We start from the raw sequence: 15,278 nt of genomic DNA, 5'->3' as shown, positions 1-15,278 counted from the left end.
GGCGGCAACTGACTGATCTTTTGGGTGAGTTGTGTAAATAGTCTGTGCGGTTGACATGGACAGGGCGCCACTTGTTAGGAATCTCGGCTGCCAACTGCCGTCCGGCAGATGGTCCTTGGTTCCTCCGAAGGGAAACCGATGCACAGACCACGGGCCGTAAGGCTCTTGGCCTCGAGTGCGGCTCTGGCGGTCCTCGCGACCGTCGCGCCGATGACCCCGGCATTCGCGGCACCACCCGACACGGGGCGACTCGCCGACAGCCTCCGCAATCTCTTCGCCGACGGGGACGGCGAACCGGCCGACCCGCCCGAGCTCCCCGACACCGACGTACCGGCCAGTGACAAGCTCGCCAAGGCGAAGGACGCGCCGAAGGCCAAGCGCGTCAAGGAGCTGACGGACCGACGGACGCCGTACTCCCGTCACTGGCGCATGTCGGACGGGCGGGTCCAGTCCGAGGTCTCGGCCGTGCCCACCGCCTACGAGACGGGCAAGGGCAAGGACACCGAGTGGAAGCCGATCGACACCGCGGTCACCGACACCGACCGCAAGGGCTTCGAGAAGGCCAACACCACCAACCTCGCCCGCACCTACTTCGGTTCACGCCCCGGTGAGCTGGTCCGCTTCGAGCTCGACGAGGGCCACTGGGTCGCCATCGGCCTCAAGGACGCCGCCGCCGCGAAGCTGACCCCGGCGGTCGACGGCAACAAGGTCACCTACAAGGACGCCCTGGGCCAGGGGATCGACCTCTCCTACACGGTCGGCAACGGCAGTGTGAAGGAGGACATCGTCCTCAACGAGCGTCCGAAGGGCACACCGTCCTTCGAGTTCACGCTCACCACGGGCGGCCTGACCGCCAAGTCGGAGAAGAACGGCACCGTCTCGCTGTACGGCGAGAACTCCCCCGTCGGCGCTCCCGCGCTGGTGATCCCCGCGCCGTTCATGACGGACGCGAGGAAGAACGCCGCCTCCGCGTACGGCACCACCGGCACCGACGCCGTCCGCCAGGTCCTGTCCGGCAAGGAGGGGTCCTACGGCCTCACCCTGAAGCCGGACGCCAAGTGGCTGGCGGCGCCGGAGCGCCAGTACCCGGTGACGGTCGACCCGACCGTCACGATCGCGCCCACTCCGTCGCAGTCCGCGGACGCGATGATCTCCTCGGACGATCCGAGCGCCAACTACGCCGACCTCTGGCGCCTCTCGGTCGGCAACACCAGCACCGGCACGTCGCGTGCGCTGCTGAGGTTCGGGCTGTCCGGCATACCCGCCGGCACGCAGTTGGATTCGGCCGAACTGAAGCTCTACTACGACCAGACGCACACCACCGGCGACACCGAGGTCCAGCTGGAGGCCCACCGGGCCACCACGGCGTGGACCGAGACGGGCGCCACGTGGAACAACGCGGTCGGCATCACCGGGGAGCTGTCCGGCACGTCGGTCCTCGTCGACGACGGCGACGCCGGCACCACAGCCGCCCAGGGCGCCTGGCCCACCTCCGGGAACACCGCGTACACCCAGTACGCGGTCGGGCAGGACTACCGGTACAACAAGGACGCCACGGCGGGCGACAGGTACACCTGGCGGCCGAGCCTCCCCGAGGACGGCGAGTACCAGGTCGACGTGCACTACGTCCCGGCCTCCGACCGCGCCGCCAACGCGCCCTACACGGTGACGTACGACGGAGGCACCAAGACCTACCAGGTCGACCAGCGGGCGGGCACCGAAGGTGTCTGGAAGCCGCTGGGCAAGCACCCCTTCCGGGCCGGCACCACCGGCCAGGTCGTGCTCGGTGACGGCCCCGCCTCGACCTCCACGGCCGTGCTCGCGGACGCGGTGCGCTTCACCAAGGGCGGTGTGGTCACCAAGCAGCCGCTGGCGGTCAACACCTGGCACTCCTTCCCGGTGACCAAGACGGTCCAGCAGTGGCTCGACGGCACCTACGAGAACCACGGCTTCGTGGTGAAGGCCGCCGACGAGTCCGCGAGCGCCCCCAAGGGCGGCCCGCGGTACGAGGCCGCCGAGTACGCCTACAAGGGCGAGGTCGCCAACTACCCGAAGCTGGTCCTCACCTGGGGCAACCAGGGTGTCGACGTCGACCCGCCGAAGGTCGTCCACTCCACCGGTGCCGAGCTGAGCTGGCCCGCGTACACCGACCCGTCGACCTCGCCGGCCGACGACATCGTCGAGTACCAGGTCCACCGCAGCGTCTTCCAGCACTTCAAGCCGTCCTCGCAGACCCTGGTCTCCCCCGTCGCCAAGGACACGCGCGCGTACACGGACACCTCGGCCCGGCCGACCCCGGCCGACTCCGCCGAGGAGTTCGGTGACGCCTACTACTACATGGTCGCGGTGAAGACCCGTGACGGACAGGTCCTCCCGTCCGCCACGGAGCTGGTGCGTCTGCCGAAGGCGGGCCGCACCACGGTGGTGCTGCAGTCCGGGCAGAGCGACACCACGCTCTCCTCGGCGCAGCCGTCCACCGGCCACGACACGCTCACCGACGCCGGTGTCGCCCGCCCGTGGCTGTCGGTGGGCAACAACTCCGCCACGTACGGCAACACCCGTGCCGTGCTGAAGTTCCCCGGCGTCGGCGAGATCCCGGGCAACGCCCGGGTCCTCGAGGCACAGCTGAACATGTGGGGCTTCCAGACGGCGACCGACTCCAGCGGCGCGATCTACGAGGCGCACGGCCTGACGCGTGACTTCGACGAGGCGACCGCGTCCTGGACGAAGGCGGACTCCACCACCTCGTGGACGACCGCCGGTGGCGACATGAGCGCCACCGTCTCCGACACGGTCGGCACGGTCACCAACGACCCGGCACGGCAGTCCTGGTCCATCACCTCACTCGCCCAGAGCTGGATCTCCGACCCGGCCGGCAACCACGGCGTCGCCGTCAGACTGCGCGACGAGTCGACCGGCGGCCCGCGTGAGCGGACGCTGTTCCTCTCCTCCGAGGCCGAGGAGCCGCAGCTGCGCCCGCAGCTGGTCGTCACGTACCTGACGAAGTCGACGGAGACGACGTACCACGCCCCGTACACGCCGTCCCGGATGATCCCGGGCGACGAGTACACCGTCGACGTCACCGTCACCAACACCACCACCAGCACCTGGGCGGCGGGCACCCACGCCCTGTCCTACACCTGGTCGCTCCCGGACGGCACCGACGCCACCACCGGCGGCAACCAGGTGGAGACGGCGCTGCCGGACGAGGTGCTGCCCGGCGACTCGGTCACCGTGCCGGCGAAGCTCAAGGCCCCGATCAACTCGGACTCCGGCAACAAGCGCCTGGACTACGTGCTGAAGTGGGACCTGAAGAACACCACCACCGGCGGCTGGCTCTCCCAGTCGGAGTCCATCGCCCCGCTGGCGCAGAACGTCCGCACCGAGGACCCGACCTCCAACCAGCTCGGCCTGGAGAAGTTCTACTCGTACGCGGGCAAGAACACGGGCGCCGGATCGTCGCTGATGACGAACCTGTACGCGGGCAACAGCGTCTGGCAGTACAACGCGTTCTCCAACCCGGGCCGCGGCATCACCACCTTCGCCCGGTTCGCGTACAACTCCCAGGACACCTCCGACACGGTCCTCGGCCACGGCTGGTCGGCCCAGGCCGCGATGCCGCTGCGTCTCGGTGCCGCGCTGGACTTCCACCCCAACCCCCACCCGACCGAGGTCACCCTCCCCGACGGTGACGGCACCGCCCACGTCTTCCGCAAGCAGGACGACGGGACGTGGCTGGCGCCCGCCGGTGTGCACTACCTGCTGCGGCAGGGCACCGGCGTGGACTGCACCCCCAACAAGGACGGCGACCCGAAGGCCTGGTCGCTGACCCGTCCGGACCGCACCCAGTTCTTCTTCGACTGCGACGGCTACCTGACGTCGGTCGTCGACAAGAACGGCAACACGCAGACGTACACGTACGCCGAGCGCAAGTCGAACAACAAGCCGGTCAAGTTCCTCACCTACATCGAGGACCCGGCCGCCCGCCAGTCGCTGACGGTCGAGTACTACACGAAGGACGACACCAACAGCCCGAAGATCATCGACCACGTCAAGTCGATGACCGACATCTCGGGCCGGAAGATCACCTTCGAGTACTCCGACCAGGGCCTGCTCACCACCCTCACCGACGGTGCGGGCAGCGCGCAGCCCAAGGTGTTCCGCTTCACCTACGACATGGAGCAGGGCAACAAGAACGCCAAGCTGGTCAAGGTCACGGATCCGCGCGGCAACTCCACCTCGCTGGACTACTACTACCCCAGCGAGGGCGACGACCCGAAGTTCCACTGGAACACGCAGACGCTGACGGACCGCCTGGGCGGGACCACCGGCTATGTGTACACCGATCCGGACGGCACGGCGGGCTCGGTCGTCAACACCAAGGTGACGGACGCCGAGAACCACGACACGCAGTACGTGCTCGACGGGTACGGCCGCGCCACCCAGATGACCAACGCCAAGTCCGAGACCACCAAGACGGCCTGGGACACCGACAACAATGTGACGCGCCTGGAGGAGGCCAACGGCGCTGTCACCACGTGGAAGTACGACACCAGCACCGGCTATCCGCTGGAGATGAAGGACGCCGAGGCCAACAAGAACGGCACCGCGGCGCAGACCCTCACATACTCCTACGGGCTCAACGGCCATATCGCGGACCTCTTCGAGAAGAAGTCCCCGGAGGGCCGCACCTACCGGTTCGGCTATGACCCCAAGGGCAACCTGACCTCGGTCACCGACCCCAAGGGCGTCGCATCCGCCACCGAGGGCGACTACACCAGCCGTACCGAGTACGACCAGTACGGCCAGGTCACCAAGGAGATCGACGCCAACGGGCACGCGACACAGTACGGCGAGTTCGAGCCGGTCGGCTACCCGAAGACCATCACGGACGCGGCCGGCAACCCCTCGCACTTCGTCTACGACGTGCGAGGCAACGTCACCAAGGTGACCAACGCCCAGGGCGCCGAGGTCAGCCAGGCCTATGACGCGTTCGGCAGACCGCTGGAGAAGCGCGAGCCCAAGGACCAGAAGGCAGGCGAGTTCATCGTCACGCCGGAGCCGGTCTACGACGCCAACGACAACATCACCAAGGCCTTCGCCCCCAACGGGGCCGAGACCACGGCGGTGTTCGACAAGGCGGACCAGCGGATCGAGTCGGTCAAGCCGTCCGACGAGCCCGGCGGTCCGGTGCGCAAGTCCACCTCCGTCTACGACAAGGTCGGCAACCTCGTCTCCGGTACCGGCGCACAGGGCAACCTGACGGCGACCGAGGGCGACTACACCGCCACCACCAAGTTCGACGCGATCTACCAGCCGATCGAGATGGTGGACGCCGAGGGCAACAAGGCGACGGTGGAGTACGACAACGTCGGCAACGTCGTCAAGGTCGTGGACGCACGCAAGAACGCCACCGCGAACGCCGACGACTACACCACGCGCTACGAGTACGACCTGAACCACCGGGTCAAGCGCACGGTCGACGCCCTGGGGTGGGCCACCTCGGTCCGCTACGACAAGGACGGCCTCCAGATCGCGCAGACCGACGCGGAGGGCAACGAGTCGCTCGCGACGTACGACGAACGCGGCGCTCTCGTGGAGTCCAAGGTGCCGGTCAAGGAGGACACCTCCGGCAACATCACCTACCGCACGACCAAGTACGCGTACGACCAGGTCGGCAACCGTACGAAGACCACCACCCCGCGTGGTGTCGCCACCGGTGACGACGACGCGGACTTCATGTCGGAGACGGTCTACGACGAGCTGAACCGGGTCAAGGAGGAGCGCTCGCCCTTCGACAAGGACGACGCGGTCTACTCCTCACCGGACTCGGTGTTCTACGAGTACGACTCCGTCGGCAACCTGAAGTCGGTCTCGGCTCCCCCGTCGGATGGCCAGACGGTCCGCAACGTCACCGAGTACACGTACTTCGACAACGGCTGGACACGTACGGCCAAGGACCCGTGGGACATCACCACGGCCTACGAGTACAACAAGCTCGGCCAGCAGACGAAGAACACGCTGACCTCGGCGGGCGGCTCCCAGCAGCGCACCATGACGTGGGACTACTACCCGTCGGGCAACAAGAAGGCCCGCTCGGACGACGGTGTGCCGGTCGGCAACCAGGTCGTCCTGGTGGACAGCTCGGACTTCAACAACACCGCGACCCAGGGCAACTGGTCGCGGACGCAGGCCGAGCAGCAGTACGGCTACGACACGTACTCGCACCCCGCGGGTACCGGCAGCTCGTCGCTGTCCTGGCAGTTGAACATCCCGCAGAACGGCACCTACGAGGTGTTCGTCCGTTACCCGAAGCTGACGGGTGCCGCCTCGGACGCCAAGTTCAAGGTCGACCACGACGGCGGCAGCACCACCAAGACCGTCGACCAGACCACGAACGCCGGCACGTGGGTCTCACTCGGGTCCTACGCGTTCGTGGAGGACGGTCCGCAGAAGGTCACGCTGACCGACGCCGCCAATGGCACGGTGCTCGCGGACGCGGTGAAGGTGGTCCGCTCGAACTCCGGTGAAACGGACAACGAGAAGAAGGACTTCACCTACCGCTACAACGCGAACGGCAACATGACCGAGGTCCGTGACCTCTCGCCGGGCGCGAAGATCGACACGTACAAGATCTCGTACGACGGCCTCAACCACATCACCAAGGTGGAGGAGTACGCGGGCGGCACGGTGAAGAACACCACCTCGCTGACCTACGACGAGAACGGCAACCCCGTCACGTCCACGCACGATCTGACCTGGACGAAGATCGAGTACGACGAGCGCGACATGGTCAAGAAGGTGACCAACGCCGATTCGCCCACCGCGGGCGATCAGCAGATCACCACGATGACCTACACCGGGCGCGGCCAGCTCCTGAAGCAGACCAAGCCCAACGGCAACACGCTCGACATGCGCTACTACCCGGACGGGTCGGTGGAGCAGTCGCTCGAGAAGACCTCGGGCGGCACCGTGGTGGCGCAGCACGACCTGGAGTACTCGCCCAACGGGCACCGCTCCAAGGACGTCCTGAAGCTGATGAACGCCGATGACAACTCGGCCTACATCAACAACACGTACACCTTCGACTACGACCCGCAGGACCGCATCACCAAGGTCACCAAGAGCGGCGACGACGCGTCCACCGAGTCCTACCGCTACGACCGCAACAGCAACATCGTCGAGCAGACGGTGGACGACGTCACCACGACCCAGCGCTACGACCGCAACCGCCTGTTGTCGGCGAGCTCGGGCGGGGTCACGTCCACCTACAACTACGACCCGCTGGGCCGGCTCGACACCGTCAGCACCGGCGGTCAGACCGTCGAGAAGCACTACTACGACGGCTTCGACCGTGAGGCGAAGGTCCGGCAGGGCGTGGGCGCCACCGCGGTGACCACCTCGTACGTCTACGACCCGTTCGACCGGACGGTCTCCCAGACCACCTCGGGCGACCAGGGCAAGACCACGGCGTTCACCTACCTCGCCATGGACAAGACGCTCCTGCGCGAGACGGTCGACGGCAAGACGGACAAGGACTACCAGTACATAGCCGGTGGTCAGCGCGCCACGCAGATCAAGCACAAGGACGACGGCAGCAAGGAGGTCTCGCAGTACGTCACGAGTCCGCGCGGCGACGTCGAGGCGATCACGAAGGAGGACGGCAAGACCCGTTCCACGTACGGCTACACGGCCTACGGTTCGGACGACTCGTCCCAGATGACCGGTGCGGACAAGCCGGGCAGCGGCACCGAGGGCAAGAGCGACTACAACTCGTTCCGCTTCAACTCCTCGCGCTGGGACGGTGCCTCGGGCACGTACGACATGGGCTTCCGCAACTACGACCCGGGGCTGAACCGCTTCCTCACCCGGGACTCGTACAGCGGCGCCCTGGCCGACATGTCCCTGGCCACCGACCCGTTCACCGGCAACCGGTACGCGTTCGCCGGCGGCAACCCGATCAGCTTCGTCGAGCTCGACGGGCACCTGTTCGGTCTGTCGCTCTCGGACATCGGCCATGCCACGCTCGACGTGGTCGGCCTGGTCCCCGTCGTCGGTGAGGTCGCCGACGTCGCCAACGGCATCTGGTACGCGGCCGAGGGCAACTATGTCGACGCCGCCCTGTCGTTGACCTCGGCGATCCCGCTCGCGGGGTACGCGGCCACCGCCGTCAAGGCCGGCCGCTACGTCGAGAAGGGTGTCGAGGCGGTGGACTCCGCCAACGACGCGCGCAAGGCGGTGGACAACGCCGGTGACGCGGCGAACGCCGCGAGCGACACACGCAAGGTGGACGGCGCCGACGCCCCGACGACGAAGTCGCCGGACAAGCCGGAGGCGCCCGCCTGCAAGGTGAACAGCTTCCTGCCGGGCACCCAGGTCGTCCTCGCGGACGGCACCACCCGGGCCATCGAGAAGCTGGAGGTCGGTGACCTGGTCGTGGCCACCGACCCGGAGACCGGGGACACCCGGGCCCGGGAGGTCACCGAGACGCGTGATCACGAGGGCACCAAGGACCTGGTCACCCTGACCGTCGACTCCGGCGGCAAGGGCAAGGCGCTCAAGCTGACCTCGACGGCCGCGCACCTGTACTGGCTGCCGGACTTCGGCAAGTGGGTCCCGGCCAAGGACCTCAAGTCCGGTATGTGGCTGCAGACCTCGGCCGGTACCTGGGTCCAGATCAGTGCGGTCGACACCGCCCACCGCTCGGCCAGGGTCTACAACCTGTCGGTCGAGGGCGTCCACACGTACTACGTGGGGTCGGGTGCCGCCGCGGTCCTGGTCCACAACTGTGGCTACAAGGACGAGGCGGTCAGGGCGCAGCAGCGCGCCCAGGAACTCGCCGGTCAGCTCCACTTCTTCAAGGAGTCCATGGTGACCGTCGCGGTCATCGGGGTCCGGAAGAAGGGCACCAAGGACATCATCGAGAAGGTGGGCATGAGCTCCGGTCAGAAGGGCGACCTTCTGGAGCTCTTCGACGGCCAGTCGTTCGTGCCCGGCAACCTGGTGCCCGGACGTGTGACCAAGAAGGGCAATCCCGCCTACGAGCACGCCGAGGAATCGGTGTTCAGGTGGCTCGAGGAGAACCCGGACTACGAGGTGCTGTACGGCGGCACGTCGAAGAACGTGTGCTCCGACATCTGCGCACCACTCGTCGAGCAGAGCAAGATGAAGCTCGACGGTGAGGTGTTCGGCGGAGCGTCCGACAAGACCGACTTCCGGACGTTCTGGCGCTTGAGGCGCTAGGAGACATCGGCGCCACCTCCAGTGGCGCCGCCGGACACGCAAGCAGGACGCCCGGCCGGGGAGCTCCCCCGGCCGGGCGTTCGCGTCGCGGGACGCGCTCAGCTCGCGTCGGCCAGGCTCCACAGGTGCACGGCCGTGCGGTCCTCGGCGAGGGTGGCCCACAGGCCGGGGCCGGCCCGCAACGGGCTGCCCGAGACCGGCAGGGAGTAGACGATCCGCCCGCGCAGAGCGAGTGTGCCCGGGTCCACGAGCCAGTGACGGGGCTCGTCGGTGTGCCCATCGGTGCTGACGACGGCGCCGTCCTCGTAGGGGTAGGCGCCCTCGTAATCCCAGCGCGCCATGTCCTCACCCGGCGCGGGTGGCACGACATCCCTGGCGTTGAGGCGTCCGGTCTCCTGCGCGCCGGGAGACTCGTGCAGGTACAGCGCCCACTGGCCGGGATCCGTGCACAGGAAGTGCCCACCGGACGGACTGACGTCCTGCAGCAATACCCCTTCGATGCGTTCGAAGCCCAGCTCGGTACCGTCCCAATGCCCCCACAGGGAAGGGGAGTCCTCATGCCCCTCACCGACGGTCAGTCCCATGTACGAGCCGTCGGGATGCGGGAAGTGGGCGGACGCCGAACCCACGGTCGAGGTCCTGGTCCGGCCGAGCACCGACCCGTCGGCCGCGTCGAGGACCAGCCACTCCTCGTGCGGCCAGTCCTGTGCGTGCCGCACATGGGCCCACACCAGCTTGCCGTCCGGGCTGAACGCGGCGGAACCGCGGCCTGCGCGCCGATGCCGCGGGTCGTCCGCGTACTCCTCGAACGAGGCATGGGCCGCCGTGCACTTGGCGGCGGACCAGCACCCGTGCGGGAGCTCCCAGTGGACCTTGCCTGTCCGGTCCACGGCCCGTACGGCGTGCACGCCGCTGAACACGGCGAGGTCGCCCGTGGGAGAGACGGTGACATCGCCGAAGGGCCGAGGCCAGGGGGCGGGGAAGCGGAACTCGGCGCCGTGCTCCTGCCCTGTCGAGCCGAGCCCGACCACGGAGAGCTCGTCGTCCCCGCGCTGGACGAGCAGCCTGTGGCCGGGCCCGTGCTGGATGCGCGGTGCATCGGCGTCCGCGGCGCCGAGGGGGGTGGGGACCGTGGCAACGAGGCGGGCCGTGTGTGCCACAGCGGCCGCGTCTATGGGATCGGTGGACATGGACGGCATGTTTCCACACCCGAGTGGCAGGTAGCGTGCCGCCGCGGGGAAAGCCGCGGGATCCGGACCGAGGCGAACGTCGACGTGAATGCGCAGGCGCACGTCGCCACGGAGCCGCCCACGCTCGACGTGTCGTCCTTGGACCACGTTCTGGAGGCGCCGGCTTCGAAGTGCCGTCGGGCCGTGCAGCAGCAGAACCTGGCGCGGGCTGTGGAGGCGGGTATCGCAGCGGACGAGTCCGAGGAGACGATGGAACGGATCCGGATCGACGTCTGGCCGGCTGGACTTCGACGGCGGTCGCGGATCGGTCTACGCACAGAACGGTCGATTCGAAAGGCCCGTTCCCTTCCCCGGGAAGGGCACCGGATGACCGCCACGTCCTATGAGGACCACGCCGAGGGTGACATGGTCACTCAGGCCCTGTCGAAGGGGCTCACGGGCGGCAACGCGAAGATGTACACCGACCGTGGCACCTGCAACTTGTGCAGGAACTCCATTGCCGGTCAGGCGGAGCAACTCGACCTGGTCCTCCTCGTCGTCCGGCCGCGTGCCGTCGGCCAGAGGACCGCGGACGTGGGCCCGGACGAGCTTGCCGTCCGCCGGTACGGCGACCGAACCGCCGTCCGCGTACGCATGGTCCTCGTCGTCGGCGTACTCGGCGAACGACTCGTGCGGAAGGTCGCACTCGCCCCGGCAACGGTGGCGGACCTCCCACCGGATCGCTCCGCCGGCCTCCACGCAGCGCACCGCATGAACGCCCGCGAACACGGCGGCGTCGCCCGTCGGCGAGACCGCGACCGATCCGAAGTCGCGCGACCACGGGGCGGGGAAGCGAATCCCGGCCCGCTGGGCCGCCCCGGCGCGCTCGTCCGGTGCGACGGCGAGCACCTCAGTGTCACCGCGCTGCACGAGTAACCTCCGTCCGGGTGTGTACAGCACCTCGGGGCCTCCGCCGACCCCGGGTCGAGCGGTGCGGCGACGGTGGTGACAAGACGAGCAGCGACCACGGAATTCCTCCGGCGCGTGGAGCGCAGGACAGGGATCTCAACGCCCCTGTCTAGGCGCACATACGGCTTCGGCAGTCGGTCCCGGGCGGCGCTCCCCGCGAGGCCCCGCGTGACCGGCCCCGGGTCGCAACCGTTGCCGTCGGCGACCTTGACGCCCCCCGAGTGCCGGTCGACACTGCCCGTGTCAGTCGACATCGCCGTACAACTCGGCGTATTCCGGTACTGCGCCGTGCGGGTTCCTTGACTGCAAGGCCCATTCCCCCACGGGCGGTTCGGCTGCGACGGCACGCTCGTCACGGACGCCGGGCGGGGCTCGGGACCCCCCGCCTCCGGCCGAAGTCGCCGTGGGAAACGCACCCTGCACTTCAGGACCGGGGCCGACCGTCCCGGGCCAGGGCCTAGGAGCCGCCATGAGCAACGGAGACATTTTCGTCGGCGAAGTCATCGGTACCGCGATCCTCATCCTGTTCGGCGCGGGCGTCTGCGCCGCCGTCACCCTCAGGTACTCCAAGGCGCGGGCCGCGGGGTGGGTGGTCATCGCGTTCGGCTGGGGGTTCGGCGTGCTGGCGGGCGCGTACACCGCCGCCCCTCTCTCCGGCGGGCACCTCAATCCGGCCGTCACGCTCGGCATCGCCGTCGACACCGGTGAGTGGGGCAAGGTCTGGGTCTACCTGCTGGGCCAGATGGTCGGCGCCATGATCGGCGCCGTGCTGTGCTACCTGACGTACTTCGCCCAGTTCCAGGCCAACGTGAGCAAGACGGGAACGACGGAGGGCACGGCGGACGAGCCGGTTCCGACGCTCGGCATCTTCTCCACCATCCCGGAGATCCGTCACCCGGTGGCCAACCTGGTCACCGAGATCGTCGCGACCGTCGGACTCGTGCTGCCGATCCTCGCCTTCGGGCTGACCGAGGGGCTCGGCGAGTCCGGCACCCTCGTGCTGATCGTCTCCCTCCTGGTGGTCGGGATCGGTCTCTCGCTCGGCGGGCCGACCGGCTACGCCATCAACCCCGCGCGCGACCTCGGTCCGCGCATCGTCCACACCTTCCTGCCGATCCCGAACAAGGGCACCTCCGACTGGAGTTACGCCTGGATCCCGGTGGTCGGCCCGCTGATCGGCGGCGCGCTCGCCGGCCTCGTCTACAACGCGGCCTTCTGATCAGCCGCCGGAGCAGTCGCCTCTGCAGTTACGTGAACCCAGCCCAAGGGGTAGCCATGACGGACCACGCCGCGAAGTACGTCGCCGCAATCGACCAGGGCACCACCTCGAGCCGCTGCATCATCTTCGACCACGACGGCGCGATCGTCGCCGTCGACCAGCGCGAGCACCGCCAGATCTTCCCCAAGCCCGGCTGGGTGGAGCACGACGCCACCGAGATCTGGTCCAAGGTGCAGGCCGTGGTCGCCGGGGCGATCGCCAAGGCCGGGCTGCGCGCCGACCAGCTCAGCGCGCTCGGCATCACCAACCAGCGCGAGACGACGGTCCTGTGGGACCGGGCGACCGGCAAGCCGGTGCACAACGCGATCGTATGGCAGGACACCCGCACCGCGTCCCTGTGCAACCAGCTGGGCGGCACGGACGGGCAGGACCGGTTCCGCGAGCAGACCGGCCTGCCGCTGGCCAGCTACTTCTCGGGTCCGAAGGCGGCCTGGCTGCTGGACAACGTGCCCGGTCTCAGGGCACGCGCGGAGCGCGGTGAGATCGCCTTCGGCACCATCGACTCCTGGCTGATCTGGAACCTCACCGGGGGTACGGACGGCGGCCGGCACGTCACCGACGTGACCAACGCCGGGCGCACCATGCTCATGAACCTGGAGACACTCCAGTGGGATGCGTCGATCCTCGCCGCGATGAACGTCCCCGAGGCGGTCCTGCCCGAGATCAGGTCCTCCGCCGAGGTGTACGGCACCGCCGTCGGCCAGCTCTCGGGTGTGCCGGTGGCCTCCGCTCTGGGCGACCAGCAGGCGGCGGTGTTCGGGCAGGCCTGCTACGACGTGGGCACGGCGAAGAACACGTACGGCACGGGCAGTTTCCTGCTGCTCAACACCGGGAACCGGCCGGTGCCCTCGAAGAGCGGGCTGCTGACGACGATGGGCTACAAGATCGGCGACGAGGCGCCCGTCTACTGCCTGGAAGGGTCGATAGCCATCACGGGCGCCCTGGTGCAGTGGTTCCGCGACCAGCTCGGCATCATCCGCACCGCCGACGAGATCGAGCCGCTGGCGGCGAGCGTGGAGGACAACGGGGGCGCGTACATCGTGCCCGCGTTCTCGGGGCTGTTCGCACCGTACTGGCGTTCCGACGCGCGCGGGGTCGTCACCGGCCTCACCCGGTACGTCACGAAGGCCCATCTGGCGCGCGCGGTGCTGGAGGCGACGAGCTGGCAGACGCGCGAGGTCGTGGACGCCATGTACCAGGACTCCGGGGTACGGATCACGACCCTGAAGGTCGACGGCGGCATGACCAGGAACCAGCTGCTGATGCAGCATCAGGCGGACGTGCTGGGCGTGCCCGTGATCCGGCCCAGGGTGTCCGAGACGACCTGCCTGGGTGCCGCCTACGCGGCCGGGCTGGCCACCGGTGTGTGGAACGGCCTCGACGAACTCAAGTCGCACTGGCGGAAGGACGCCGAGTGGTCGCCGGCCATGGAGGCGGCGGTGCGCGACCGCGAGTACCGCAACTGGCGCAAGGCGGTCGAGAAGAGCTTCGGCTGGATGGAGGAGGACGGCGAGGGCTGAGGGGCGCTGCCGCGGTTCGCCCGGGGAGGCGTGGCCTGCCCGGGCCCGCGCGCGTGGCTCAGGTGGTGACGGCTCGGCGCCGGTCCGCCGCCTGGGTTCTCGCGTGCTGGACGACGCCGATCAGGACCTCCTTGACCGACTCCCGGTCACGGGCGTCGCACATCACCAGCGGTACGTCCCCGTCGAGGTCGAGGGCCTGGCGGACGGAGTCGGCCGGGTAGCGGGCGGAGCCCTCGAAGCAGTTGACGCCGACGAGGAAGGGGATGGAGCGCCGCTCGAAGTAGTCGACGGCGGCGAAGCAGTCCTCCAGGCGGCGGGTGTCGGCGAGGACGACGGCGCCGAGCGCGCCCTCGGAGAGCTCGTCCCACATGAACCAGAACCGTTCCTGGCCCGGTGTGCCGAAGAGGTACAGCACCAGGTCCTCGCGCAGCGTGATCCGGCCGAAGTCCATGGCGACGGTGGTGGTGTGCTTGCCCTCCACACCGCTGAGGTCGTCGACGGGCCGGCCTGCCTCGGTGAGCAGTTCCTCGGTGCGCAGCGGCCTGATCTCGCTGACCGCGCCGACGAGGGTGGTCTTGCCCACGCCGAAGCCGCCGGCCACCAGGATCTTGAGCGTGAGGGGCTCGACCGGCGGCTTGCCGCGCTGAGAACGCCCGAAGATCATCGATCTCTTCTCCTTACCGTGCCCGGAGGCCGATTCACAGTGCCCGCAGGCCGTTGATCACGTCGCGCAGAATGTTCTCGTCCGGCAGCTCGGCCGGGGGCACGGGACGGTTCACGTGCACGAGTTCGGCATCCACGAGATCGCCGACCAGGACCCGTACGACCCCGATCGGCAGGTCGAGTTCGGCGGCGAGTTCGGCGACCGACTGCGGTGTCTCCCGGCACAGTCCGACGATGTCGACGTGCTCGGGGGCCAGTGTGGCGTCCGCCTCCGAGTCGTCCGCGTGGGGTTCCGTGACGACCACCGCGATCAGGTCGAGGCGGTGCTGCGCCGCACTGGTGGTGCGGCCGCGCGTCATGGCGTACGGACGGACGACCGGCCCGGCCTCGTCGTCGAACCAGTGGTTTCTTCCCTGACCGTCTGCGCTCATGTCA

Annotated in this window: 7 protein-coding genes; 4 read left to right on the top strand and 3 right to left on the bottom strand. The window is 68.7% G+C overall.

The features are described 5' to 3' along the window. The first annotated feature begins 210 nt into the window (after window positions 1-210). The gene (locus tag IE260_RS31715) at window positions 211-9,243 is read left to right on the top strand and encodes a golvesin C-terminal-like domain-containing protein (RefSeq protein ID WP_229881489.1); all 9,033 of its coding nucleotides are present in this window, start codon (window positions 211-213) and stop codon (window positions 9,241-9,243) included. A 98-nt stretch (window positions 9,244-9,341) separates the two neighbouring features. Here the strand turns inward: IE260_RS31715 and IE260_RS31710 are convergent, their stop codons facing one another. Continuing rightward, window positions 9,342-10,433, bottom strand: a complete 1,092-nt coding sequence (locus tag IE260_RS31710) for a hypothetical protein (protein WP_189878148.1) — start codon at window positions 10,431-10,433, stop codon at window positions 9,342-9,344. Between the two features lie 183 nt (window positions 10,434-10,616). On the opposite strand from IE260_RS31710, the gene IE260_RS31705 reads away from it, so the two are divergent. From IE260_RS31705 to glpK, 3 genes are all read left to right on the top strand, one after another. Next, window positions 10,617-11,348, top strand: a complete 732-nt coding sequence (locus tag IE260_RS31705; RefSeq protein ID WP_229881487.1) for a hypothetical protein — start codon at window positions 10,617-10,619, stop codon at window positions 11,346-11,348. Between the two features lie 502 nt (window positions 11,349-11,850). Further along, the gene (locus tag IE260_RS31700) at window positions 11,851-12,600 is read left to right on the top strand and encodes an MIP/aquaporin family protein (protein WP_189878144.1); all 750 of its coding nucleotides are present in this window, start codon (window positions 11,851-11,853) and stop codon (window positions 12,598-12,600) included. Window positions 12,601-12,656: 56 nt separating this feature from the next. Next, window positions 12,657-14,180, top strand: a complete 1,524-nt coding sequence (gene glpK / locus IE260_RS31695) for a glycerol kinase GlpK (protein WP_189878142.1) — start codon at window positions 12,657-12,659, stop codon at window positions 14,178-14,180. Window positions 14,181-14,238: 58 nt separating this feature from the next. Here glpK and IE260_RS31690 read toward each other — a convergent pair whose 3' ends face one another. After that, complete coding sequence (locus IE260_RS31690) at window positions 14,239-14,844, bottom strand: GTP-binding protein (protein WP_189878140.1); 606 nt, start codon at window positions 14,842-14,844, stop codon at window positions 14,239-14,241. Between the two features lie 34 nt (window positions 14,845-14,878). Next, a complete protein-coding gene (locus IE260_RS31685; protein WP_189878139.1) occupies window positions 14,879-15,274 on the bottom strand; it encodes a DUF742 domain-containing protein in 396 nt (131 codons plus the stop codon). Window positions 15,275-15,278: the final 4 nt, after the last annotated feature.

Source organism: Streptomyces viridiviolaceus (assembly GCF_014650995.1).
Lineage (GTDB): Bacteria > Actinomycetota > Actinomycetes > Streptomycetales > Streptomycetaceae > Streptomyces > Streptomyces viridiviolaceus.
This window is presented reverse-complemented; position numbering and strand designations above follow the sequence as displayed.